We start from the raw sequence: 26,162 nt of genomic DNA on the forward strand, positions 1-26,162 counted from the left end.
CTTTTTCCTATCTTATCATATGTAACTTTAGCTACCTCAGCCTTGTCCAACTTCACCTTCCTAACCCCCGAGTGGCCCACCCTTTATAATAAAGCTCGCCGCTCCGAAACCCGCGCTCGTACCGAGCCGGTTTCGTCATTGACCTACGCCCGGCTGGCCATGGAGGAAGCGGTTTACCAGCTATACGACTTGGAGTACCTGGACACGCCATATAATACCGCGCTTAATAACCTGATGACGGAGCCGGAATTTGTCCGGCTGGTGCCAACTACTCTGCTGAAGGGCCTGCACATCGTCCGGAAAAACGGCAACCAGGCTGCGCACTATGGCAATAGAGTGAGTGATCAGGAGGCGATTACGAGTTTGCACTACCTGTTTTCTTTCCTGAAATGGTTTGCGGGCAAATACAGTGAGGCGGAGCCGGAGTTGCCGGGAGGATTTGACGGCGGGTTCATTCCCCTGGAAGAGGGAGATGCATCGGCAAAGGTCGCCCAGGCAACAGCGCGCGCCCAATTAGAGGAAGCCATTGCGGCGGGACTGAAACTAGAGGCGGATTTTAAGAAATTGCAGGAAGAGCGGGATGCACTGGCGGCGGAAGCCCAACACAGTAAGGAAGCCCGTGCCCGGCTGCAGGCACAGATACTGGCCCAGCAAGCAGAGGTGGCGGAGCGCAAGGCAAGCCGCACGGTGGAAGTCGCCTCCGAATTCAGCGAAGCCGAAACCCGCAAGCACCTCATCGACGCCAGTTTGGCGGAGGCTGGCTGGCACTTGCTGCGCAATGGACGGGAGCTTGAATTTGAAGTGACGGGGATGCCGGTGTCCCGGCAAAGCAAGAACGGGCGGGGCTTTGTGGATTACGTTTTGTGGGGAGACGACGGCCAACCGCTCGCGCTGGTAGAGGCAAAACGCACCAGTGCCGACCCGGAAAAAGGACGCCACCAGGCTTGGCTTTACGCTAATGCCCTGGAGCAAACTTACGGCCGGCGGCCCGTTATTTTCTACACGAACGGCTACGATATTTATCTGCTCGACGATGCGTTTTACAGCGCTCCGCGTCAGGTGTCGGGCTTCCTGACCAAGGACACGCTGGTCTGGCGTATCCAGCAACGAGGATTGCGGCAAGACATCCGGAAGGTTAGCCCTAAAGCGGACATTGCCGGCAGGAGTTACCAGCAGTTAGCGATTCAACGGGTGACGGAAGCCCTGCTCGCGAAACCTTCCCCTGCACCTGCGGCCGCGCCTACTGCTGAAGCTCCCGTGCTCAATGACGGGCCGACCATAAATACCTATGCGAAACTACGGGGCAGTCGCCGTACCGCGCTGCTAGTGATGGCGACTGGTTCGGGCAAAACCCGGACAGCGGCGGCCCTGACCGACATATTGCTGAACCATGGCTGGGCACGCCGTATTCTTTTCCTGGCAGATCGCAATGCGCTGGTCACCCAGGCAAAGGACAGTTTCAACGAACACCTTCCAGAGGTTTCGGCCATCAACCTGACGACCGAAAAGGAGAACGATAAGACGAGGCTGGTCTTTAGTACCTACCCCACGATGTTGAACCGGATCGAGGCTTCTTATCGGGGCGCGGCCGCAGGTGCAGGGGAGGGTAAAGGCACCGGGCCCTACTTCGGCATTGGTCACTTCGATCTCATCATAGTTGACGAGGCCCACCGGAGTGTCTATAATCGATACCAGGCTATCTTCGATTACTTTGATGCCATGGTACTAGGTCTTACCGCTACCCCTCGCAGCGCCATCGACCGCAATACCTACGAACATTTCGGCTGCGCTGATGACGACCCTACCTTCGAGTATCCACTTGATGAGGCCGTTGCGGTCGGTCACCTGGTCAGCTACCAAAACATTGACGTCTCCACCAAATTCATCCGTGAAGGCATCAAGTACGCCGAACTAAACGAACGGGAGAAAGCGGCTTACGAAGAAGAGTTTCGGGACAACGTCAGCGGCGAACTGCCCGAGGAAATTGCGGCCTCCTCGATGAATAAATGGCTGTTTAACAAAGACACGGTCAACAAGGTGCTTGACACCCTGATGGCACAGGGCCTGAAGATCGAAGGCGGCGATAAAATCGGGCGAACCATCATTTTTGCCGTGAATAAAAAGCACGCTGATTTCATTACAGAATGCTTCATTGCTCGCTACCCGGAACTGCCCTCGGGCGCTATTGCCAAGATCTACAACGATATATCCCACGCTGATACGCTGATCAAGAGCTTTTGCAATAAGTTCGAGGAGAAATTACCCCAGATCGCTATTTCTGTGGACATGATGGACACCGGGATTGATGCCCCACGGGTACTGAACCTGGTATTCTTTAAGGTGGTCCGGTCCTTCGCCAAATTCTGGCAGATGATCGGCCGGGGCACCCGTACCTGTCCGGATGTATTCGGGCCAGAGCAACCGAAAGAGCAATTTCTGATCTTCGACGTTTGTCAGAATTTCGAGTTTTTTGCGGTGAACCAAAATGGCAGGGACGCAGGTAGCCAGTTGCCGCTCTCCGCTAAGATTTTCGTTGCCCGCTTACAACTAAGCCAGCTGCTGTTTCAAACCGGCGATGTTGAAAATGCCGGCTACGGTCGCCGCCTGCTGGATTTTCTGCACGGGCAATTGTCGGAACTACGTACGGAGGAGCAACAACGTCGTTTCCGGGTCCGTAATGCCCGTCGTTACCTGGATGCCTACGCCGACCGTAAAAAGTGGGACCAGCTGAACAACGACCACATTGGAGAATTGAACCGGGAGATTGCCCCATTGGTACTTCCTTCGGCGGACGAAGAGTCTGCCCGCCGGTTCGATTTATTGATGCTGCAACTACAAATTTTGGGCTTGCAGGGCGGCGGGTCAAAACAGGAACAACTACAGAGTAAATTGATCCAGATCGCGACCGGCCTGAGCAAGAAATTCGGCGTGCCGGAAGTATTGGCCAAAGCTGATTTGATTCATGAAATGCAAAACCCGGAATTTTATCCGGACAAAACCTCGGACGATCTGGATCACATCCGTACGGAGATCAGGAACCTGCTGATTTACCTTTCTTCAGACGGCCAGAAACCAATCTATACGAATTTTACGGACGGGGAGTTGGCGGGGACAATCGGAGAACCACTGCCTGGCGGCGGAAGTGATATCTATCGCCGTAGGGTAGAGGCTTATTTGCGGGAACACCGCCAACACGTCACCATCCGTAAGCTCCGAAATAACGAACCCATCACCCCGGCGGAGATGGATGCGCTCAACGACCTCTTGTTTCAGCAGGGCCCACTGAACAGCCGGGAAGAATTTTCCACCGCGTTTCCGGATAAGCCATTGACGGTTTTTGTCCGCCGCCTGTTGGGGATGGAAGAGTCGGCCGCCCGCGCTGCTTTTGCTGAATTTCTCCACTCCGGTACCTTCTCTGCTGATCAGATGACTTTTCTGGAGAACATCATCAGCTACCTGACGAAAAACGGCATCATCGACCCCGGAATGTTGTTTGAGGCTCCATTCACGGATTTACATGATAATGGTATCCTGGGGGTGTTTGATGATGCGCAGGCGCAGCGGCTGGTGGCGGTGGTTCGGCGGGTTAATGGGGAGGTAGGGTGAAAAGTTAGAAAATATTGGATGAAACATGGATTGTTTTTAAAGCAACTATCTTTCAGGCAAATGTCAAAAAGTAAACCTAAAAGTTTAGAATGTACAACATCGAGACTATATTTGCTGTTCCAGGGTCAGGCCAATCGGTGTATACCCTTAGGTTCAAAGAAGAAAGTTATGCGAACAGCAATGATAACGAGTTGTACAAAGTTTTCCGTCAGTGGCAGGATGGAGAATATCTCTCCCGCTTCTTCCGAGCCAACAAAACCAACTTAGAGGCTTATTATGGAAAAGGGATGACTTCGCTACGAGCTATGGAGCGAACGCTTGACGAGAGCCACAAGCTCTTTAAGAAGTTGATCGCTGCCCTATCGGATGCCGAGGCAGGCAACTTTTCACCCCTGAGTCAGCTTTTCACCAACGTAGATGATTCCCCCCGCTTTAGTGACTACGTCGAACAAAAAATAAAACGCTCTTGGCTGCGTCTTTTTGCGGTACGCACGGATGACGGTCTGTTCTTTATCACCGGAGGGGCCATTAAACTTACTGCTTCATTACAAGGTGACAACCCCCACGATCCTCCCCAGACAGACAAGGAATTAAAGAAAGCTAGAGCAGTGGCAAAATATTTTAGAGAAGTCGTAGACAAGGATAAGTTCTACGAAGTCTACGAGATGATTATTTAATGCAATCTTATGAAGAACGATAAACTGCGCCAATTCCTTCAGCAAGAAGCCAAACCTATGGCTGGTTGGGAAGAATTCAAGAACGGAATGCTTAACGCTGACCGTGAGGAGCAACGCTACCGTTTTCGGATTGCGGCGAAGATTCTGGAATACATTGCGGATAACGACCTGACGCAAAAGGCTTTTGCTGAGCAGATTGGCTGTAAACCTCAGTACCTCGGTCGGGTACTGAAGGGTAAGCAGGATTTGCGTTTGAGCACCATGTTAAAGATCCAGCGTGCTATGGATACTGACCTGATTCGGGTAGCAGAGGAAAGCTTTGTTGAAACGAAACAGCCTGTTGTTGAAACTAAGGTGGCCTTCGGGAAAGAGGTGGTTTTCACGCAGGCTGCCCTTCTCAATAAGTTTCCTAAAGGGTATTCTGATGCTGTCAATCCTCAATTCTTTTCATCATCAAAGTTTCAGTTGCCAGAGATGAGGCAACTCAGTTACCAAAAGCTTGTTCCTGGGAACCCCCGGTACGTTACTGCTGACGATGTAAACAAGATTCCCGAAGTTATTGCAAACGCCTAATTATTATGAGTGAAGATTTACGGATAGGCTTTCACTTGCTAGACATTAAACGGCTTACGTTTAACCTAGATGCTGGCGTTGACATCGCTGAATCTGAGTATAAACTGTCCGTCCAACTTGGATTTGGAGCCGCTCCTGGGCTGCAAAGGGTAAAAGCTGTTCCACGGATAATTTTTGAAGTTGAAGGCGAGGCATTTATTACGCTTGAACTGGCACTGACTTTCGCCATTGCTCCTAATGCGTGGGAAAGGATGATTAATGAGGATGGTGATTTAATTCTTCCCGTTGGTTTTGCTCGCCATCTTGGGGTAATTGGGGTAGGAACTGCGCGCGGGTTTCTCAGCGCTAAACTAGAGGGTGATCCAGATTACAGTCAGCTGGTTTTGCCTACCGTTGACCTTACTCAAACGGTGACGGAAGACATAGGAATTGCTTTTGCGGAGGAAGAGTAAATTGATGACAAAAGTATGGGGGAAACATTTAATAAAATAACCGTTGATGTTGGCACGGGGGCTTTTGCTCACGGGCAGGTATATGTCGCTGTTAGTAGATGTAAATCCTTAGAAGGAATACCATAGTTACCCAAAGCCGACAAGCATCAAATTTTAGTCAACACCCATTACGTCAACCAGCATTGAAGGAGGATCAGTTAAATTGTTTTAGGTTAAATTAACGACAGTTAATTTAATCGCAATGATTGAATTCTCCGAAAGCCACGAATTCTCAAGTCGTTTGATTTTCCCGCTAAGTTTTACCTGGCCCAGCAGCTCGGCCCAACCCTAAGACCCACTCGGCTAAAGCCAAGGGTACACGTGTACCTCCGGGTGCGCTTCGCGTCTACCTTCGGCGGTCAGCCGGAATGGTCTTCCCCCTCCTCCACCAACAACGCACAAACCCCAACCCCCAAAACCCCCGCAATCCGATACAACATCTCCACCCGAGGTTGCATACGGTTCAGGCACCAGCGCGAGACCGTCTGTGGTGATGTGTCCAGCTTTTCAGCTAGCCATTTGTATTTGATGCCTTTCTCATCCAAGACCTCCTTGATACGGTTGTAACGTTGCATGTTTCCAATGAAAGCCACTGGCGGCGCATATCCAAGTAAAACGATAAATGGAATTAAAATGAACTTTAAACGTTCAATTATTTGTACGTTAAACGTTCAAACGCTATATTTGCTATCGTAACGTAATCATTTCTTTCCACCCGGTTCCACCAAATCAGCTGCCCCAAAGCGGCCGGTCATACCCATGGCCAGTGCGGACCATCACCCACACGCCCACATGCTAACCCTACCAAAACCCAGCAGCCACCAGCTGCCCGGAGCACTAATCCTATGCCTACTAACCCTGCTCCTATTCACCTCCCTCCGCACCTGCGCCCCCGCCCAAATCACCCAACTCCCGGCGGTGAAAACAACGGTCCCCATCCCGAAGCCTCCACGGGGAAACATCGACCCGGCCCTCCCCGTCCTGGCCCTCGCGCAAAGCCCGCCCCACGTACAGCGCGTGGTGCAGCACCTGCGGACCATCAAAAGCTGGAATCCCCTCGCTGGTTTCCGGGGCGGCCGTACCTTTCGCAACCTCGAAGGAGTGCTTCCAAAAAGAGCGGTGTACCGCGAATACGACGTCTTGCCCAACCTGGCGGGCGTCCCCCGAGGCGCCGAACGCATCGTCGTCGACGCCACCCGCCGCAACTTTTACTATACCTCCGATCATTACACTACATTCACCCAAATCCTCCTCCCATGACCAAGACCGAATTCTTAACCGCCCTGGCCGAAGCCTACGACTTCGCCAAATACGCCGACTACACCGCCGGCAATTTAGACAGCGCCGACGAATGCCTGGCCGACGCCCGCGCCGCCGCCGGCACCGATAAATTAGACATCCGCCGCTTGTTCGAGGTCTTATTAAAAGACGCCACCCGCACCGAACGGGCGGGGATCATGGTCCTGTTGGACGATTACTTGCTGGAGGATTCAACGACTGACCCAGATCCGGAGGGGCGCCCCGCGTAGCGGTGGGCTTTAGCCCATCATATTCGTTTCAGCCCAAATAAAGATGGCGGACACCAAAACTGATGTCCGCCATTTGGTTGGCCGGGTAGCGGCTGTAGAAGGGCGATTGCTGCAATTAACCCATTAAATCACAGAATGGCCTGCAGGGTGTTGATTTAGTCACTAATAATATGCTTCAGGGAAGTGCTCGTTTTACCTGCCGCATTGGTTATTTGCAGGGTGTAGGTGCCCACAGGCAGGCCGCTTTTCACGAAGGTGAGTTGCGTGGTGTTTGGCGCTGCCTGCTGCCGGTGTACTTCTTTTCCTATGGCATCCAGCAGCCGAACCGTAACCGGAGCGTTCGAATCACCTGGCAGCATCACGGTGAAGACTCCCTGAGAAGGATTAGGGAAGGCAGTGGCCTGGGTGTTCGCAGCTTTGCCCACTGGGGCATTATCTCCAGTGAAGGACACCGGGGTGGTAAAGGTTTTGGAAGCAGAGTAGGCCGTCCAGGCACTGGTAGAGACGCAGCGACGGCGCATTCTTACTTCGTAAGTCCGGCCAGTCAGAAGGCCCGTGAGGTTGAAGTAGGCGGCTGCCGTATCCGTTACGTCGACCCAGGTACCATTTTGCAAGCGGTACTGCAGGTCAATGCGGTAGTTCGTACCTGCGAGGGAAACACGCGCGCTGTTTTTAGTGAGGTTCGATAGGCTGATCTGGCTGGTGGTTGGGACGGTGCAGGTGGCTACAGGAGCGGAGATATTGACGCTGATGGTACTACTGCTACTGGTCTTATGTAACAAAATCCAAGGTGAGCTGGAGGAGGCTCTTGACTCTATCCAGATTTTGTAAGCTCCTGGCACAGAACTAATAGTTGACTTTGAGAAGGTCAGTACCTTCGTCTGGTTCGCACTAAAGACTTCACCGTTTCTCAATTGGATTTCTCCAAGGAATTGGTTTGCGCTGGAATAGAGGGCACATCTGAAATTTGAAGTAATGGAGGAGTTATGATTGTTTTTTACCGTCACCTGGACGGTCAACCCCTGGCCCTGAACAATGGGGTTAGGGTTCAACGTGGAGCTTTCCAATCTGAAGCGATTGTAGCGAATGTACCTGGGCGCACTTACGTTCCTGGTGCCGAAGGTGCAATTACCCGTTCGGTTATACTCAGAGATTGATGCGGAACCATCAGCATTAACGGATTCTACGAACGCTACGTGCCCGTAGGTTGCACTTGCGCCAGGGTCGCCTGCGGTCCAGTGGGCGATAGCTCCCGGCGTGGGGACGTTTGACACGAAATATCCCGTGCTTTGCATTCTCATTGCCCACCTGCAGGCATGGCGTAAAGCACCTGAGTTGGAGTTGCAGTCTTCGGAGCCGCCTGTTCCGGTAATGTCGTTTCTGAACGGATCGTTGGCATCGCCGGGCGAATTGTCAAAGGCTTGATTAAGTTTGAAAGCGACGAAGGAAGTACACTGCTTTTTGTAAAAAAGCCAAGGATCTGAGCCAGCACTTGTTCCGCAAGTTCCGCCATTTCCATAAGGGTAACCGCTAGTCTGAGCAAGCATGAAAAAGCTGGACATTATTACCAGCACGAGGAGGAAAATCTTCTTCATTGACATATAGGGTTTGACCGGTTCCTGGGAACTGGCAAGTGATTGGTAAAGAAATTAAAGTCAGTATCCGGGCGGTAGAGGAGCGTAATTCTCGCAGCCGGAGCGGTTTGGGAGTGTAGACAAACACTAGCCTTAGTATAGCGTAATCAAGAGATTAGTGTTCGATACATAAGCGTAAATATTTTTTTAAAAAAGTTGACCTGGACCCGGAGGGTCGACCGGCTTAGCGGTAAGCTTTAGCCCATCGTATTCGTTGATCCTGCGGGGATCTCATGCTCCTATTAGAAGGTTATTCCTTAACGCCCCACCACCCGCACTCGTTCCGCTCCCGCTACGAGGAAGTACATGCCGCCTCATTGCTCCAATAACTTTCCCCTGCACCTGCGGCCTCGCCTGAAAATGCTTCGGAAGCTGCTTGGGGATCTGGTGGCAGTACCGACCATTTGGTGCCGTCAGCAGAACGTTTTACGGAGAAAATGTCATGGTTTTCGGTGGCGGATACAAACCACGATAATTTTACCGCTTTATGCCAGGTCACCTGAGCCGTAAAGCTTTCCCAGGCCCGGCAGCATGGTTTGGCACTTTATGGCAATTTGCCAACGTTTCGATTTTACCGTTTAACCCCAACCACTCCCAGCGTGCACTACATTGACCAACTTCTCTTCTTCTTCGGAGCCATCGGTGTCTTTAACAGTTTTATCATTGGGGGCTATTATCTGCTGACGGCGAAGCGGGAGAATTTACCGAAGATTATTTTCAGCTTATTCCTGCTGGTTTTTAGCCTGCGGGTAGCAAAGTCCCTGTTGTATTCCTTTTCCACGGTCGAGCCGATCTTCATCCTGCAGTCCGGGCCGGCATTTTTCCTGCTGATCGGACCGCTGTTCTACGCTTACGTCATCTCCGTTCAGGAAGCACGGGACGGGGCCATCAGGGCCATCAGGTTACACGGTCTGGTGTGGATGTGCGTGATCGCCTTCCTACTGGTCGTTTTCCCTTTTAGCCACTACGTGGCGACGAATAAGGAAATCATCCTGCCACTGATCAACCTCCAACTCCTGGTCTACATAATGGCTTCCTTGTGGCGCATCCGGTCCGTGATCTTTGATTTTCGGCGAACTACGGTGCTTAATAAATGGCTGGTGTTGCTGAGTACAAACCTTTTGCTTTTGTGGGCGGTATTTGCGTTCACCACATTCCGGTTCTTTGTTGTTGGGTCAATCATCTACTCAACCCTGTTTTATGGTTGTTTTTTCCTTCTCCTGAACAACAGGAAACTGCGGTTCGACCTGTTTCAACGAGCTGTTCCCCAAGACCTAACGTCGACATTCACCAGGGGAGGGGAGTTGGAGGAGGCTCTGATCACCCGCATTACCCAGCACCGCCTTTTTGCGGACCCGGACCTGAAGTTGCCCGACCTCGCTGAACAGATGGACCTATCGCTCCACGATTTGTCTCGTTTTCTCAACGATGACTTGAAGGTTAATTATCCTGATTTCATAAATTCTTTCCGGGTCGAAGAGGCCAAACGGTTGCTGGAAACTGATTCGGTTTTTACCGTTGAGGCGCTTGGTAACCATGCCGGGTTCAGGTCAAAGTCGGCGTTCTACCGGGCCTTCAGGAAATGTACGGGAACTACCCCGGCAAGGTACCAGGCAAGAGGGGCAAAATCGGATGGCGGGTGAGTTCGGGCTTTATACTACTGTTGGCCATATGAGATGAAAATTATTAGTAGGCGCCCTTTACGGCTAGCGTCTACACGCCTCTTTACCTAGTACCTCTCAGGCCATCATTATAGCTCCGCCAGCGGCGTTTTCTCCTCCGAGGCGTCGAGCTGGCGCAGCCGCGAGCACCTGGGAGGTCTAAAACGACGGGCGGGCGGCTACCACCTGGAGTAACCCGTAGAGGGGGTAAGTTTATTTTACTGTAGCTCCAGGCCTGAAATGTTCTGATCTATAAATCGGAACAAGAAGGGACCAGCTTTGCTTGCGGGCTGGCAAAATCGACGGTAAGATTGTAGTCGAAAGAGCACTGCCCCAACATTAAGTAATCCTTTTACCCAAGATATCCCGCATGAAATTGCCATTCCTACTAGCCGCCACCTTTCTACTGATCTCCAACTGTAATGGACAGCCGGAGGAGAGGTTTTATGCCGTCTTTCCCAAAATGCAGTACCTGGAGGACCTGGACTCCCTGGCGGCCAAACTGGTCTCCATCCACCCCTCGCCCTTTGAGTTTACCGGGGAGGCGGACTTTAACGAACGTTACCAGAAATTGAGGGACAGCGTCGATGAGGATACAGCATTCAGGGAGTTTATTTGGATGTGCAGCGAGCTGGTGGCCAGCCTTAATTGTGGGCATACGTCGTTGGGATGGTTTAATCAGGAGGCCAAAATCCTGCCAAAGAAACTGATGTTTCCGCTGGAGGGGAAGGTGATCGATGGCCGGTTGTACGTAACGGATCCATTGGTCAATCGTGAGGTAATCAGGCCAGGGGCGGAGATCTTTTCGATCAATGGGGTAGAGGTGACCACTTTGGTGGATCGGATCTATGCGCACATCAACTCGCAGGGAGATAACACTACGTATAAAGGATTGCTGATGAGCAGCTATTTGCCTTATTACGTCAGTTATGCGTTGGATTTTCCGGAAACGTTCAGTGTGGTTGTTTCCGGGGAGTTGGATCCCGTAAATCTGGCAGCGCTCAGCGAATACCGGCCCAAACCCAGGATTAGCCCGCAGGCGGCTTGCCAGGACAACTTGTGCCTGGAGATACTGAAAGACCAGCAAACGGCTCTGCTGACCATCCGTTCCTTTGCTTACTATGGGAATAAATTCCCCGAATATGAGGCCTTCATTGATCGGTCCTTCGCCGAAATAGAAAGCAAGGGGATCGAAAACCTCATCATTGACGTCAGGATGAATGACGGAGGGCCCTCTTATGCGGCCATGCATTTACTTAAATACCTATTCGATTCACCGTTCAGGTACTGGTCCAAAACTGCATTTGACGACGAGGCCGTCGAAGTCTACCAGCCTCACGCGAATGCGTTTGACGGTAAGCTCTTCGTCCTTATGGACGGGAATTGTAGTTCTACCACCCCCCACTTCTTATCGATATTTAAACAGAACAGATTAGGAGTGCTGATCGGTCAGGAAGCCAACGGGAACCATCTTACCTTCGGAGGGCAAAAATGGCTGGAACTGCCCAATACAAAAATTAAGTACTGCGTGGGCCGGAACACTTACATCTCCTCAGCGACCAACTTCGATAAGCGACGAGGTATCTTACCCGACCACCACGTCGTACAGGGTATAGGTGATTTGTTGGACGCTAAGGACACCGTACTGGATTATGTATTGGAAATGGTTGGGAGTACAGGGGAGTAGGTAGGCCATTCGTTAAATTCAGAACCATTCTCCGAATTCAGCCGTTAGGTTTTTAACCAACTTTTACCGCCATGAAATTGCAAATTATCTCCCGTTCCATCCTCTTTCTAGCCGTCCTGTTGTTAGTACTGACCGGCTTTTTTCCCTCGCCAACCATGATCGCCCTCACGGCCACCGCTTCGTCGGTACTCGTGCTCTGGCAGGCTTACGCCATTTTGCGGGATGACAGCGGACTGACCCCATATGACAAGCTATCGAAGTATGACGGGTACCTGCGTAAGTAGGTGCTAAGGGACGCCGTATAAATAACTTACTGGTTTGAAATACATTGGAAGCACCACTTTCGCCATTCAGTTATCTTCGATGAGCTACCCGGTCTAATATACCACCCGAAATTTTTTCCAGGCAGACCATTCTCCGGTGTCGTCACGCTTTCGGAAGTTACCATCTTTATGCTCATAGATGAGCGTATCGTTTTGATCGTAGGTACGAACGGTATAATCGTTTTTTCCAGTGTTCGATAGGACTGTTTGAGGAGCGTGGGTTTCAGTACCATCATATACCGCCGTTGTTACGCTGCGCGTAACCTGCTTACCATCAGCTTTCTCAATGACTTCTTTCTTTATCTGATTTTGCCAGGCGTCGTAGGTAAAGCTAGTGTGCGACTCCTTGAGTACGCCCGTTTGTTTGCCGACCTTCCAAACAGACTCTTTGTCGATCGAGATAATATGGTTGTTTTGATTGAAGGTGTTCTTCGTTGTCCTTTTAATTTTCGGATCGTCGAATGCTTCTAGCAACATATTTCCCCGGTCGTCGAAGGTCTTGGCGGTGATGCGGTCCCCGTTGAGGTGGGTGGTAAGCGTATTTCCTTCAATGGTGTAGGAGTCCGTAAAGCTTCTTTTCTCTTTTCCTTTTTTTCCTTTCTTGGAAGCTGTTATCTCTTGCGTGATCTCCATCGTCGCTGGTGACTTCTGTACGCGGTAAACTACTTTCGACGTCGATATGCTCGTGGGAGGCGTAGGTCGGATCGACTTTGGGCTGATGTACGATTCCTTTTGGGTTTCAATTTTACTGATGAGGCCCTGCTCATTGTAGGAAAAATTATGTATCGGTCGGTAGAAGATGTAATCCTTTTTCTTTGCTTTACTGCCTCGGTAAAAACCAACCTTGGTTAGCTTAGTAACTCTTCCGTTTTCAAACTCGGGGATGAACGTTGATCCCCGGTCTATCTTGGTGATCTTTCCATCCTTGTCGGTAAAAACGGAGGCCATTTTAAATTTCCCATGGTAAAGATCAAGCCTTTCGGGAGTTACCTGGTGAAGGGACAGGACTACTGCCGGTTCGGCCTTCAGTAAATTAGATTTTGGGCCCATTAAAGTTTTGTCGTAGTCAACTGACCAACGATTTTCCTCCATCTCTTTCAGAGAGGTAGGGTCCAGGGGTAAAAGGTTTTCTGGGAGCTGGCCTTCGAGCGGCATGGCGGCATTGAAAGCCGCTAATTTTTGTTCCAGATTGTCTATCGCTTGCCCGCTTAACAGGCCAGTCGTTAATAATAAGGAGACGAAAATTGAAATGCGTGAAATTGTCATAGAGGTTTTATTAGGTGAATAAGACGATCTTTCAAAGTGGATGTGTGCTAAAACAAGCATGGCTGGTTTACCACACGACATCCAGGTATTTATCAAGAAATGATCAATCGCAGACCCAAAGTGAGTCCTTTTCAGGTAGGTGTATATTCTCTCAAAAGAGCCGCTAAGGTAGGAAAACGTTTTAATTCGGGACCGTGAAGACCCCATTGCGAAACCAATGCATTGAACCTTTGCTCCAACAACCTCCCCGGCACCCGCGCCCCCGCCCAAAAGAAGTCAGCCGGTCAAACACGCACCTGACAGCGCACCAGACGCCGTACAGGGAAAGCGAAGAGTCCGAACGACAGCGACTCTCCGGCTCCCTGACTTTGCGACTCTCTGACTCCTTGACTATCTTCGCCCACCTATGGCAAAGGCAAAGAAAAAAGGCTCCAAAAAGGTCACCCCCCTAATGCAGCAGTACAACCAGGTGAAGGCCAAGCACCCGGACTCGCTGCTCCTCTTTCGCGTGGGGGACTTCTACGAAACCTTCGGTGAAGATGCCGTCAAAGCCGCCCAGACCCTGGGCATCGTCCAGACCAGCCGGAACAACGGTGGGTCCGACGTAGAGCTGGCTGGCTTCCCCTACCACAGCCTCGATACCTACCTGCCCCGGCTCGTAAAAGCCGGCTACCGCGTCGCCATTTGTGAGCAATTGGAAAAGCCCTCGAAGGAGAAGAAGATCGTCCGCAGAGGTGTCACCGAAATCGTGACGCCCGGCCTGGCCGTCGATGATAAATTACTGGAGCACAAGACCAATAATTTCCTTGCCTGTGTCTCCTACGCCGGCGGAAAACAGGACCTCTACGGCCTGAGCTTGCTCGACATCAGCACCGGCGAGTTCCTCGCCGCCGAGGGCGCCGCCGACTACGTCGATAAGCTGCTGCAAAGCTTCCAACCCAAAGAAGTCCTCATCAATAAGGGCCGGAGCAAAGACTTTCTCAAAACTTTCGGCGACCGGTTCTATATGACCACCCGCGACGAGTGGATTTTCACCACCGACTACACCCAGGAAAAACTCCTGCGGCAGTTCAACGCCGTTAGCCTCAAAGGCTTCGGTATTGAAAAAATGGAACTGGCCCAAATCGCTGCCGGTGCCATTCTCCACTATCTCGAAACCACCGAGAACAAGAACCTCCAGCACATCACGCGCATCAACCGGCTGGCCAACGACCGTTACGTTTGGCTCGATCGGTTCACCATCCGCAACCTCGAATTGCTACACTCTCCGCACGACAACGGCGTGCCGCTGGTGCAGGTCATGGACCAGACCGTCACCCCAATGGGCGGACGCCTGTTGCGTAAGTGGGTGGTACTGCCGCTCCTCGAAGCCAAGGCGATCAAAAGTCGGCACACCGTTGTCCGTGCCTTCGTCGAAAACGCCGTTTTGCTGCAGGACCTCGACGAGCACCTCCGCAAAATCGGCGACCTCGAACGTCTCATCTCCAAGGTGCCACTGGGCAAAGTAAACCCGCGCGAAATCCGATCGTTGAGTAACGCGCTTTGCGCCCTCGATCCGATCATAGGTCTGTTGGCAGATACGGGAAACCCCGTACTGTCCGACATTGCCAATCGCCTTGATCCGCTGCCCGACGTCTGCACCGAAATTGACCGCCAGCTGAAGGAATCACCTGCCGTGAACCTGCATAAAGGCGGTGTCATCGCTGACGGCTTCGATCCGGAACTGGATGAACTGCGCGACATCACCCGCAACGGTAAAAGCCGCCTTGCCGGCATCCAGCAACGCGAAGCCGAGCGGACGGGCATCAGCAGCCTCAAGATCGGCTTCAACAACGTTTTCGGCTACTACCTCGAAGTCACCAATAAGTACAAGGACCAGGCACCGGAGGATTGGACGCGTAAGCAGACGCTCACCAACGCCGAACGCTACATCACCGAGGAACTAAAGATCCTGGAAGACAAGATCCTTAACGCCGAAGACAAGATTCTGCAGCGGGAAGAGGAACTCTACGAAGAGCTCGTCGTCTGGCTCCAACAGTACATCGCGCCGGTACAACGCAACGCCGCTTTGATCGGCCAACTCGATTGCCTGCTCAGCTTCGCCAAGCTCGCCAACCGCAACCGCTACGTGGAACCGGTATTGGACGACAGCAAAGACATCGAGATCGTACAGGGCCGCCACCCCGTGATCGAAAAGCAACTTGCGGTGGGGGAGCAGTACGTCCCGAACGACGTGCAACTCGACCCCGACGGCCAGCAAATCATCATGATCACCGGTCCGAACATGAGCGGTAAATCGGCCCTGCTTCGGCAGACTGCCCTGATCTGCCTCATGGCGCAGATGGGCAGTTTCGTGCCGGCGGAGCGGGTTCGCTTAGGCCTCATCGACCGGGTATTTACTCGCGTCGGTGCCAGCGACAACATCAGCTCTGGCGAGTCGACCTTCATGGTGGAAATGAACGAGACGGCGTCGATTATGAACAACATCACGGACCGTTCGCTGATCCTGCTCGACGAGATCGGTCGGGGTACCTCCACCTTCGACGGCATCAGCATCGCCTGGGCCATCGCCGAGTACCTGCACAGCAACGGCAACACGCGGCCCAAGACCCTGTTTGCCACGCACTACCACGAGCTCAACGAGCTGGGCGACCGGCTGGAGCGCATCAAGAACTACAACGTGGCCATCAAGGAGCACGGCAACAAGATCATCTTCCTGCGTAAACTCGTGCCGGGCGGTTCCAACCACAGCTTCGGTATCCACGTCGCGCAGATGGCCGGCATGCCCCGGGAGATCGTGCGGCGGGCTACGGATATTCTGGCGCAGCTGGAGAGCCAGCACATCAATACGCAGCAGGAGGGCGGGGCCGCAGGTGCAGGGGAGAGCTCGTCGGCCGAGACGGCCGGCAGGCCTGGCTCGTCCGCCGAGCGTTCCGGTGCTCCCGCCGTAAAGCCCATAGCTGCTGCAAATTTCAGCCAACCCGCCCCCCAGCTCTCTATCTTCGAAACGGTGGACCCCACCGCCGGGGCCATCAAAGCCGCCCTCGAACAGGTGAACATCAACAACATGACGCCGATTGAGTGTATGATGAAGTTGAATGAGATGTTGGGGTTGTTGGAGGAGTAGTTGGTAATTACTTAACAAAGGGTATACCTTAGCATAACTATTAACCAGCTATTTACCCTCATTAATGAAATATTTCCTACAGTTTCTATTGCTCTTTACGCTATTTTATTCTGCTTGTGCGCAAACCCCGGAAACAGAAGAGCCAACTACCTCACCCAGCACTAGCCCGGAGCGCCCTCCTCAGGTAGAAGGGATAACCCTAAATACCGTCTCCTCCCGATTTACGAAAGCGCAAATGGGGCTAACATATAAATTTTCTAAAGACAAGCTACAGGGCATGAAGTATGGTGACAGTATTGTCATCCCATTCATCTATGAAGAGCTCCCTTACCGTTTAAGCCCAATCATGATCGCAAAGCTCAACGGGAAATTCGGAATGATCAATGATGAAAACGAGACAATAGTCCCCTTTGAGTACGACAGGATTCGCTATCACCGATCAGGGATAGTGATTGCCGTGAAAGACGGTAAGCATGGCGCAATTGACTTAGCCGGTGGCCCGCTGATCGCTTTTGATTACGAAGACCTCTCCCTGCCTTATTTCGACGTTACGTCGAATAAAGTGATCTTTAAAAAAGATGGCAAGATGGGCCTGATGACAAAGAACGAGGAAGTCCTGGTGCCCGCCGAATTTGAAATGTTTTACTGGGTAGCGCCGAATAGAATTGTATCGGCAGAAAAAAAAGAAGGAAAGTATAGTGTGCTCGATTCCCTCGGTAATATGGTCGCTAAAAATGCTTTTTCATCGCGTCCCGAATATTGGCATGACGGGCACTTTATCATTAAACAAGACAACTTATACGGTATAGCTTCAGAGAAAGGGAAAACGCTGATAAAGCCTGCTTACAGGCAACTAAAACGTTTTCCATTGGGCTACGGCTATTTAGGAAAGAACCTGGAGATCAGGGGAGAGAACGGCTACGGGGTATTGAGTACTAACCTAAAAGAAATCGTTCCTCCGCAGTACGAGAAAGTTGAGGTAAAGCCTAACGGCTTTACCATCGTACAGTCTGGGGATGACTTTGGAGTTTACACGCCTACGGGAGAAGTACTAATCCCCGTCGGGCTTCATCGTATTCGGAGCATTAATACACTTCACTTTAGGGTATTCGATAAGGAATCTGCCTTGTCAAAAATTATTGACACCTCGGGAAATGTCATCCTGAAAGATCTTACGCAGAGTTTTATTGCGGGAGCTGGAGAGGTGATTGCACTAAGTGTTAACCGTCCCGGATCACGCATGGTCTCCGGTTCTCAGATGTATGATAAAGCGGGTAACAAAATCAGTGAGGAAGTATACCGCGAAATTCGGGCCTTTTTACCTTTCCTAAGGCTAGAGAAAGACACTCCCAGCCGCTACGCAATGTTTACCAGTGACGGAAAACCCCTGACCGACTTCATCTATCAGCGAATGATTCTCGGGAGCGCCGAGGCTGGAGAACCAACGCTCGATCATTACCGTACACGAGCAGCCAGAGACGGACGTTGGTATGCATTGGATCAGTATGGGCGGGAGCGGGAAAAACTCGGCGTTTTCGTAGATCCGGATCAAAAATTTCTTGACGAATTATCGGCAAAAGCAGGAAAGAAAGTTGAGATGAAACCCTACACCGGACTCACCCCACAGCAAGAAAAAATACAGAAAAAGGTAGGGGAGACCCTTACCGGGTATTGGTACAATTCACATGTCATAGAGGAGGGCAAGGTACTCGAAGAAATTACCATTGATGCCGAAGGCAAGACTACTCGTATCCTGACGTGGTACGATTCTGAAAAAAAATACCACACCTTCAGGCAGGTTTACTTCGCCCAGTTTCTTGGAAATAGTACGGTCTTAATAAAACCCCAGTACGATTGGTTTGTCGATACTGGAGGTCGGACTAAACTTCCTGCGGGTCTTGAAAAGATCATTGAAAACCGGCTGGAAATCCAATACAACTACGGCGGGTCTGATCCCACGTTGGCACATTACGTCATGGGGAAAGATATGGGTATCGAACTGTCCAACAAGTCGGTGCATGAGGTCTTGGTTGATAACCTCATTGCGCAAAACAAATTGCGCGGAATATCAGAAGGGCGCCCGGGAGGCATAATGGACCCCAAGTACTTTATTGACCTCGACCAGAAGACATTGACCATAGGAACCTGTTTACCAAGTTATACACTTGGGAAGGTGGCCGAAGATAAGGATGGCCTCTATCTAATACCCACCACATTTCAGGGCAGTCGCACTGGTGCAATCAGCGGTATGATCATGCAAGTTCGCTACATCGGGCCAGATGGAAAAATGAAACAAGGTAACCTCCAATTGGAATTGATGAATGGCAGCACCATGGGGATACGAGAAGTGAATTAATGAAAGAAAGCTCTTATTATTGTCAGTAGCGCGCTATTTGCTTTTCATTTGCGGGCTTAACTTTAGTGCCAGACCTATTAACAAATGAAAAGCCTTTTAACCCTAATGCTCCTTTGTGGGTATCGTCTTACTATTTGCGGCAAACTACCAATTACCTGAACACCCTGGGCAACGGTACGCAGGAACTCACCATCATCACTGACTACCTGGTAACGGAAGCCGAGTTCAAGTCCATTGTCCGTGCCGTACAATACCAGGCCCCGGATTGGCCAACTATGGACGGCGAACACGCCGTTCACGTAAGCTATGAATGGGCCTGCGGCGAGCTGAACGACTTCGACCAAATTTTCCTGGTCACCAGCCCATCCATTTTTCCGGGGGTTAATGCGGGGGCGGATACCATCGTTTGTTTTCCTGACACCCTCTCCCTGAACGTTGCCAGCCCCCTGGGAACAAACTTCGCCTGGAACAACGGAGATACCTCCCGCATCATCACGGTGACGGAGCCAGGGGACTACGCCGTCACCGTCAGTAATTTTTGCGGTGCCGACTCCGCCTTTTTTATGGTAGTAGCTAATCAGGATCCACCGTTGACGAATGAAAGTTACCTCTTCGAACTGTGCCCCGGAGACAGCGTACGCTTTCGTCCGGAGAGTGACGGTGCCCGAACCCACTGCTGGGAGGACGGCAGCATTAATCCCTGGCGAACCTTTGCACGGCGGGAGATTACCGGGTCATACGCGGAGTAAAGGAGCAAGGAGGAGAAGGGGCGTCCGCAGGTCAAAATCCGTTGCTGGGCAAGCCCGCCAGAAAGCTTAAATCGGTTGAATAGAAATTGGGACAAGGGGCGGCTAAAATAGGTAAAAAGATAATTGGTTAACCAATTCTTATATTTACGTTCCAAACGTAAACTTGTCTAATAACCGTCGTATCATGCAAATTGCCATCAAAACAAGAATTAGCAGCGTGTTTGCGCTAGCCCTTCTCCTTTTCTCCTTTACCCTCTCCGCCACCACCTACCCCATCAACAGCGCCGACGACCTAGACGACCTAACCCTGGCCCCCGGAGACACCGTACTATGGGCCAACGGCACCTACGCCAACCAGGAGATCAATTTCATCCGATCCTTTGGTACCGCAGTAGCGCCCATCGTACTGAAAGCAGAGACCCCGGGTGGGGTGATCTTCACTGGGGAATCTACCATGAACCTCTACGGAACTCACCTGGTCGTCGAAGGATTTTACTGGCGGGAAGGAATAGGGGAGAACAACCACGTCCAGTTTCGCCGCAGTGGCTCTAACGAAGACCTGTGTACTGATTGTATTATCCGCGATTGTGCCTTCGACAACCTGTTTACCGAGGCCCCCGACAAAAGCCGGTGGGTCGTCCTCTACGGCCAGCGCAACGTAGTAGAGAACTGTACCTTCCAGAATAAGAACAGCACCGGTGTCGCTATTTTAGTAGAGCTTTCGTATCAGGGGGAAACGACTGCGGACCACGTCATCCGCAATAACTATTTCTACAACATCACCCCAAAAGACGATTTTGCCTCTAACCAGGGAGACAGCGAAACTATTCGGATCGGCTCCAGCAGCGAGCAAGCCGTCAATGCCCGGGTGACGGTGGAGCACAACTACTTTCAGGCGACTGACGGTGAGAACGAGATTATCTCCAATAAATCTGCCGGGAACCGCTATCTCCGTAATACGTTCCGTGCCAGTCGTGGTTCGCTCGTACTCCGGCACGGTGCCCGTGCCCGCGTAGAAGGGAATTTCTTCCTCGGTGAAGGAAAATCGAAGTCTGGTGGTATCCGCATCACGGACCGGGACCACGTGGTGGTCAATAACTTCTTTACCGGGCTGAATAACCTTGGCGACCAGTGGAACAATGCCATCACCATCGTCGCGGGCAACGCCACCTCCGGTGGCAATAGCAACGGCTACCAACAGGTAGACGACATCCTGATCGCCTTCAACACCATCTACAACGCCGACGACCCGATTTTCTTCAACGACCGGGACAACAACGTTTCTTCCGGAACCATCGCCTATAACCTGGTGTACAGCACCGATGGTCAATTAGTAGCGGGAGACTTCGCCAATACCGGTGCCGGCATGACCTACGAAGGGAACATCTTTGGCGGCTCGCCCGTCGGCATCACTAACGCTGGCATTACCGTTGGCGATGAAACCTTCGCTGCCGATGGGGAACTTTTTGTTCCCGTAACCGGTGGACTGGTCGATGGTGCGGCCGGGGCAGTCTACACAGACCTGGTTGAATTAGACGTGCGCGGCCTTACCCGCCCTGCCGTTGGCCGGGATGTCGGCGCTCATGAAGTGTCTGGTGCTACTGGCACCGCAGTGAACCAGCCCATCGTCAATAATGACGTCGGAAACGGCGTTGGTGCATCCTACCTGAGCGCCGATGGGCACAGTGGCGTGGCCCAGAGCCTGAGTGTTACCCCTACGAACTTATTCGCTGCGAGTGGCGGTAGCCAGACAATCAACGTTTCGGGCAACGTTGACTGGGAGGCAACGGCCGATGAGGATTGGATCAGTTTGTCACCATCCACCGGCTCAAACAGCGGAGTGGTCGAGGTCACGGTTTCGGCTAATTCGAGTGGTGGAGAACGCGCTGGCACAGTAACCGTAGCTGGGATGGGTCTCTCGCGGGAAATTGAAGTAGTGCAGGAGGTTGCGCTTACCCCGGCTAATTGTCCCCAGGGCACGAATATTGCCATCGAAGGAGCGGTCATTGCTTTCAGTACCCAACAGAACGAGGACAATGCCGCCACGAACGTAATTGATGAAAGTAATAGCAACCGTTGGTCCGCCGAGGGATATCCACAATTCCTGGTCATCGACCTGGGGGCAGCCTTTTCCATCAACACGGTTAGCCTCATTCCTCATCAGGAGCGGGACTACCAGTTTCTGCTCGAAGGCAGTAATGATGCGGACGATAATTTTGTGACGCTGGTTGACGCCACCGATAACGCATCGGGCGGAAGCTCCATTGATCGCAGTTTTGCAGAACAGACCTACCGTTACGTGAAATTGACCGTAACCGGCGCTGCAACTTACGATGGGCCATGGGTCTCCATCGGAGAACTGAAAGTCGGCTGTTCCGGTACCGCAGTGAGCACCCGTAACCCGGTTACTGCAGCTGCTGCCGCGGCCATTCTACTCCGGCCGGTGCCTGCCACCAACGTTCTTTACGTTGAGGACGTACCCCGGGAATACACCAACTACGTGCTTCGTGACCTGACGGGGCGCACCATACTGACCGGGCGGTTAACGGGAGAGGGGCTTGATTTGTCAAGTGTCCAGGCAAGTGGAATGCTGCTGCTTAGCGTCACCGGAACCGGCGTGCCGGTGCTGACTCGTAAGGTGGTCGTGCAGCGGTAGGCCTGCCTCACGATTTACGCATCGGAGCAGCTCAAAACGATGGGCTTCGCCCATGACCCGACGCCTCTGATGAGAAATCGTTTCACTCAAGGACTAAGTGATTTCTCCTCCGAGGTGTCGAGCCAGACGCGAAGCGGATGGTACAAGCTCCTCGGAGGCGTAAATCGAGAAACTGCCGTGGACTAGAGTAATTAATCGCCCCGCCTCCAAGCGAAGAAGCGGTGCTTTACCGCCTTACTCATCGCTCCTCCACCAGCCGATAAGTCCGCACCCAATCCACCAGCATCCTGTTTTTTGCCGGATTGGCCAGATCTTCGTCTTTAGCAACGATGCCCTGATTTGACCGCCAATGATGGTCTTCCGTATCCAGGATCATGACTAAAGGTTGGTCCATCACGTATTTTTCCTTATCCATTGGCGTTTTGGTGTAGTCTTTATCGAACATCTCGGACTGGTCCCAGGAGCCGGTGGGAAGTTGCTCCCCGTCAATGTAAAAGTAGATTTCCGTTGGGCTCTTCCAAAACATGCCGAAAGTGTGGTAGTTCTCCCGCCAGTAAGCAGCGTCGGGCAGCATCACGTGGTTCTGGTCGTTGAAGTTGCTGGTGATGCCGGTGGCCCTGCCGCGAAGGAAGACGTGAAAATTGGTTGACATATGCTTTGCGAAAAAATCTTTGGCAGCTCCGCCGTATACTTCAAGTACGTCTATTTCCCGCCGGCTGTCCCGACTGAGGAACCAGAAATTGGAGCTGAGTTCCAGGTTGCTGACCTTAATCCGGGCCTCAGTGTACACCGGGTACATCAGGTCTGCCTTACCGGTGATGATGCCACAGTTCACCTGCTCCGTCCCCTCCAGGCGGGAGGCTCGGATCACCAGGTTTCCGTTTTCTACCGATGAGTGATCGTTTTGCCACTGGGTAAGCCCCGGGCCGGTCCACTTATTGAAGTAGTGGTCGTTCCACCGTTTGTGGAATCGCTTCTTTTTACCATTGTAGTTGAAGTCGTCTGAGAGCTCCTTTTGAAGGATCCAGGTCTGGCCGGGGCCGGCATCGACGGGAACGGGAAGATCCGCCCAATCCTGCGCCAGAACCAGTGAGGAAAAACCTATGAAAAATAAGAGTAGGGAGCCGCGTTGTGCGCCTGATAAACTATGCGAACTGATCATGCGGCTAAAGTAGGTTACCCCTCAAGGTTCACTTGCCACTGAAGGTTCGTTTTTGGCGACGGATGGTTATTGCTGGCCAGACTCGAAAAATCCAAACAAGCGCTTAAACTCCAATTTCGATCATATTCATGAGCAGGTTTACGACGAATACTGGCTGGAGAATAGGTGTATCTACCTGTATTTTAGATGTTTAGGGGCAATAATCTTGCAGCATGTAAGATAAGTCCAGTAAATTACAAGATATGTGTTAGTCCGGGCGGGGTGAAGACAACAACTTTGCTTCGTCACGGAGGCTACTCCACTAATTTTTCCCATCCCTTATTTATCATACTATGAAAAACGCTGGATTTTTACCCATTATCTTTCTTCTTTTCGCGCCTTTTTTCCTGCAAGCCCAGGACTTTCTCGGTTCATGGACGATGTCCGGTACCACCCCTGAAGGCCAGACCATAACCAATACCATTGCCTTCAATGCCGACGGAACTATGACGGTCGATTTTGGCAACGACGGTAAGGTGGACGTAAACGCCACTTACACCCACAAAGGCAACCAGATTTCCGTCAGCGATACAAGTAAAGAAAGCGATTGCTACGGTAAGCTCGGCGTCTACAGCGTGACCGTTTCCGGAGACACCTTCACCGCCGTTCTCGTCAGCGATCCTTGCGACGCACGTCGAGCAGACAAGATGGTGATGACCCGCAAGTAATCTTATTCCCTTATCCCTGTATTCGGACATAATGTGGAGTGCCTTCCCGCTTGCGCCAGGCACCGCTGTGCGTCCAGCCTAAATTAAGCACTATGAAAACGAGAAGAAAATTCCTCCTTGGCACCCTTGGCGTGCTTGGTACTACGGCACTTGGTGGGTGGTTATTCCGCCAGCCCATTCTTAAACGTATCGCTATGAGCCAGGGCGACTTTGATGCCACCCTGCTGACTTACGCGCCAGATGGGGAGACGGCCTGCGTCCTGACCACCACAGCTACGGATGGCCCATTCTTTTTCCCGTCCCCCCTCCGGCAAGACGTTCGGGAAGACCGGGAGGGCGTTGATTTTGATTTCAAAATGCAACTGGTCCGCCATGACGATTGCACGCCGATTGAAGGTGCCAACATAGAAATTTGGCACTGTGACGCAGAAGGACGTTACAGTGGCTACCCGGAAGAAATGTCGCACGACCTGTGGAAATCAGCCATGTTCCTGAAGAATAATGCGGATTGGGATCGCCCGGATCTCCACACCGAACCGGTCACCGAGTCTAAATACCTGCGCGGCCGACAGGTGACAGACGCCGACGGGTGGGTGAACTTCCTGTCCGTTTTCCCCGGCTGGTATGCCGGGCGTGTGCCGCACGTCCACGTCAAGGCCTTCCTGCCAAACGGTGAGCAGGTCAGTACCCAGTTTTACTTCCCCAACGAATTCTGTGACGAGTTGTATACCACGGTTCCACCTTACGATAAGTACGGCAAGTCCGAATTTCGTTTCGAGCACGACGGTGTGCTGACCGAAGGAGGGGACGGTGCCGGTGTTTTGCTGAAGATGAACCGGAAGGAAGAAGCTGAGGGGCTTTGGGCTACCGCCAGAATGGGGGTGAAGATGGCGTAGGGGAGTATTGTTCGGTCATCTGATTTGTACTCCCATCGGTAGGGGCGCTAGGGGTAATCTGTCTGCCTGGCTCCTACCTGAAAGCAGGCCAGGTCATTGGTTACCACGAACTGGTGCATCATACCGCCGCCTTATGCATCATCGATCATGAAGGCATTCTTCGTAAAAGATTTTATGAAATGAATGGATTTAATTTCAAGGTGAATTCCCAGGAGGGCAAAAAACAAATATAATCTGCCTTAATTTAAAGTCGAAGGACGAAATATTTGCTGTTTTTGGGTGAAATGTTCTGAACGACAACCAGAAGTTGCCAAATAGCAATTTTACCCGCCTGTAGAGCTGGGTAACGTCAACTAAATGAAACGTCGATCATTTAATCCCACATTAGCCAACCAGGGTAGAAGGTAGATTGGTAACGCGGCAGTTGACAGTTGTACAGCAGGTACTTAAAACTCCAGTCGGTAGTTTAATATCGGAATTAAGCCCAGCTGTGAAGTCGTTACAATTTGATCCAGATTGGAACTGCGCACTGATTGAAGTCCAGGCTAATTATGTATTTTGCTCTCCCTACCTCGAACGGCATGTACTACCTCCTTTGCTGTCCTCAACGCCAAATTCTTTCTGGAAGAAAGAAATGACCTACTAGCTGCTGGTATACTTGAAAAATTTATCGCCGAAAATCCAAAAAGCTGGAAGCTGGGCGAAGTGTACCACCTGCGCTGTGAAATAGCCTTGTCCTACGAAGAAGAGCTGGCTGATAAATAGCTTAAGCGCTACTTAGAAGCAGATCCAAGCGTCAAAACGTTACGGTTTGCCCTTGAACAACGCCCCCAACGGACAAGCAAATTCGAAAACGTTTTACGAAAGGCCTCCCCGTGGGCACTGGCAACTTACCTCGAAGACGAGGATCGGCTCGACGAAGTTGTCGCCATACATGAAGCATACCCGGAGCAGTTTGATCTGACACGGTCCGTTTTTCAGTTTCATCAACGGTACCCGTAGCGGTATCCGAAGCAGGTAAATATAACAGCACAGAAAGTCCTGGAGGAAAACCTGGGAGAG

The 26,162-nt window shown here is 51.7% G+C and carries 20 protein-coding genes; 16 read left to right on the forward strand and 4 right to left on the reverse strand.

The genetic code is table 11. The annotated features are described in order from the left end of the window. Window positions 1-42: 42 nt before the first annotated feature. The 4 genes from B036_RS0119685 (at window position 43) to B036_RS0119700 (ending at window position 5,308) form a co-directional block, all read left to right on the forward strand. Window positions 43-3,606, forward strand: coding sequence for a DEAD/DEAH box helicase family protein (locus B036_RS0119685; RefSeq protein ID WP_020570448.1), 3,564 nt, complete (start codon window positions 43-45; stop codon window positions 3,604-3,606). Between the two features lie 89 nt (window positions 3,607-3,695). After that, a complete protein-coding gene (locus B036_RS32375; RefSeq protein WP_020570449.1) occupies window positions 3,696-4,283 on the forward strand; it encodes a hypothetical protein in 588 nt (195 codons plus the stop codon). A gap of 9 nt (window positions 4,284-4,292) precedes the next feature. Then, window positions 4,293-4,856, forward strand: coding sequence for a helix-turn-helix transcriptional regulator (locus tag B036_RS32380; RefSeq protein WP_020570450.1), 564 nt, complete (start codon window positions 4,293-4,295; stop codon window positions 4,854-4,856). A gap of 5 nt (window positions 4,857-4,861) precedes the next feature. After that, window positions 4,862-5,308, forward strand: coding sequence for a hypothetical protein (locus B036_RS0119700; protein ID WP_020570451.1), 447 nt, complete (start codon window positions 4,862-4,864; stop codon window positions 5,306-5,308). A 398-nt stretch (window positions 5,309-5,706) separates the two neighbouring features. On the opposite strand, the gene B036_RS0119705 is transcribed toward B036_RS0119700, so the two are convergent. Then, window positions 5,707-5,922, reverse strand: a complete 216-nt coding sequence (locus B036_RS0119705; protein WP_020570452.1) for a helix-turn-helix transcriptional regulator — start codon at window positions 5,920-5,922, stop codon at window positions 5,707-5,709. Window positions 5,923-6,139: 217 nt separating this feature from the next. On the opposite strand from B036_RS0119705, the gene B036_RS32385 reads away from it, so the two are divergent. Further along, window positions 6,140-6,607 (forward strand): ribonuclease domain-containing protein, encoded by a 468-nt coding sequence (locus B036_RS32385; protein ID WP_157472243.1) that lies wholly within the window; start codon window positions 6,140-6,142, stop codon window positions 6,605-6,607. Next, entirely contained in the window at window positions 6,604-6,876 is a 273-nt protein-coding gene (locus tag B036_RS33690) for a hypothetical protein (RefSeq protein ID WP_020570454.1), read from the forward strand. Before B036_RS32385 ends, B036_RS33690 begins: the two co-directional genes overlap by 4 nt. A 155-nt stretch (window positions 6,877-7,031) precedes the next feature. Here the strand turns inward: B036_RS33690 and B036_RS0119720 are convergent, their stop codons facing one another. Continuing rightward, on the reverse strand, window positions 7,032-8,471 hold the full coding sequence (locus B036_RS0119720) for a CHAP domain-containing protein (protein ID WP_020570455.1): 1,440 nt from the start codon (window positions 8,469-8,471) through the stop codon (window positions 7,032-7,034). Between the two features lie 638 nt (window positions 8,472-9,109). Between B036_RS0119720 and B036_RS0119725 the strand changes: the two genes are divergently transcribed. From B036_RS0119725 to B036_RS0119735, 3 genes are all read left to right on the forward strand, one after another. Then, a complete protein-coding gene (locus tag B036_RS0119725; RefSeq protein WP_026232152.1) occupies window positions 9,110-10,153 on the forward strand; it encodes a helix-turn-helix domain-containing protein in 1,044 nt (347 codons plus the stop codon). Between the two features lie 388 nt (window positions 10,154-10,541). After that, the gene (locus B036_RS30220; RefSeq protein WP_020570457.1) at window positions 10,542-11,858 is read left to right on the forward strand and encodes a S41 family peptidase; all 1,317 of its coding nucleotides are present in this window, start codon (window positions 10,542-10,544) and stop codon (window positions 11,856-11,858) included. A gap of 71 nt (window positions 11,859-11,929) precedes the next feature. After that, window positions 11,930-12,142, forward strand: coding sequence for a hypothetical protein (locus tag B036_RS0119735; protein ID WP_020570458.1), 213 nt, complete (start codon window positions 11,930-11,932; stop codon window positions 12,140-12,142). A gap of 93 nt (window positions 12,143-12,235) precedes the next feature. Here the strand turns inward: B036_RS0119735 and B036_RS0119740 are convergent, their stop codons facing one another. Continuing rightward, on the reverse strand, window positions 12,236-13,447 hold the full coding sequence (locus B036_RS0119740) for a hypothetical protein (RefSeq protein WP_020570459.1): 1,212 nt from the start codon (window positions 13,445-13,447) through the stop codon (window positions 12,236-12,238). A 406-nt stretch (window positions 13,448-13,853) separates the two neighbouring features. Here B036_RS0119740 and mutS point away from each other — a divergent pair, with 406 nt between their 5' ends. The 4 genes from mutS (at window position 13,854) to B036_RS0119760 (ending at window position 22,335) form a co-directional block, all read left to right on the forward strand. After that, a complete protein-coding gene (mutS, locus tag B036_RS0119745; protein WP_020570460.1) occupies window positions 13,854-16,574 on the forward strand; it encodes a DNA mismatch repair protein MutS in 2,721 nt (906 codons plus the stop codon). Between the two features lie 64 nt (window positions 16,575-16,638). Continuing rightward, a complete protein-coding gene (locus B036_RS0119750) occupies window positions 16,639-18,930 on the forward strand; it encodes a WG repeat-containing protein (protein WP_157472245.1) in 2,292 nt (763 codons plus the stop codon). Window positions 18,931-19,064: 134 nt separating this feature from the next. Continuing rightward, window positions 19,065-19,679 carry a hypothetical protein gene (locus B036_RS0119755; RefSeq protein WP_020570462.1) on the forward strand — a complete coding sequence of 205 codons (615 nt, stop codon included), beginning with the start codon at window positions 19,065-19,067 and terminating at the stop codon, window positions 19,677-19,679. A 184-nt stretch (window positions 19,680-19,863) separates the two neighbouring features. Beyond that, on the forward strand, window positions 19,864-22,335 hold the full coding sequence (locus B036_RS0119760; RefSeq protein WP_020570463.1) for a chondroitinase-B domain-containing protein: 2,472 nt from the start codon (window positions 19,864-19,866) through the stop codon (window positions 22,333-22,335). 238 nt (window positions 22,336-22,573) lie between these two features. Here B036_RS0119760 and B036_RS30225 read toward each other — a convergent pair whose 3' ends face one another. Beyond that, the gene (locus B036_RS30225) at window positions 22,574-23,497 is read right to left on the reverse strand and encodes a LamG domain-containing protein (protein ID WP_020570464.1); all 924 of its coding nucleotides are present in this window, start codon (window positions 23,495-23,497) and stop codon (window positions 22,574-22,576) included. A gap of 332 nt (window positions 23,498-23,829) precedes the next feature. Between B036_RS30225 and B036_RS0119770 the strand changes: the two genes are divergently transcribed. The 3 genes from B036_RS0119770 (at window position 23,830) to B036_RS0119785 (ending at window position 25,865) form a co-directional block, all read left to right on the forward strand. Beyond that, window positions 23,830-24,204, forward strand: coding sequence for a hypothetical protein (locus B036_RS0119770; RefSeq protein WP_020570465.1), 375 nt, complete (start codon window positions 23,830-23,832; stop codon window positions 24,202-24,204). Window positions 24,205-24,296: 92 nt separating this feature from the next. Then, complete coding sequence (locus B036_RS32390; RefSeq protein WP_020570466.1) at window positions 24,297-25,100, forward strand: peptidase associated/transthyretin-like domain-containing protein; 804 nt, start codon at window positions 24,297-24,299, stop codon at window positions 25,098-25,100. Window positions 25,101-25,658: 558 nt separating this feature from the next. Then, on the forward strand, window positions 25,659-25,865 hold the full coding sequence (locus B036_RS0119785; protein WP_020570468.1) for a hypothetical protein: 207 nt from the start codon (window positions 25,659-25,661) through the stop codon (window positions 25,863-25,865). Window positions 25,866-26,162: the final 297 nt, after the last annotated feature.

Origin of the sequence: Neolewinella persica DSM 23188 (assembly GCF_000373105.1) — a bacterium.
Lineage (GTDB): Bacteria > Bacteroidota > Bacteroidia > Chitinophagales > Saprospiraceae > Neolewinella > Neolewinella persica.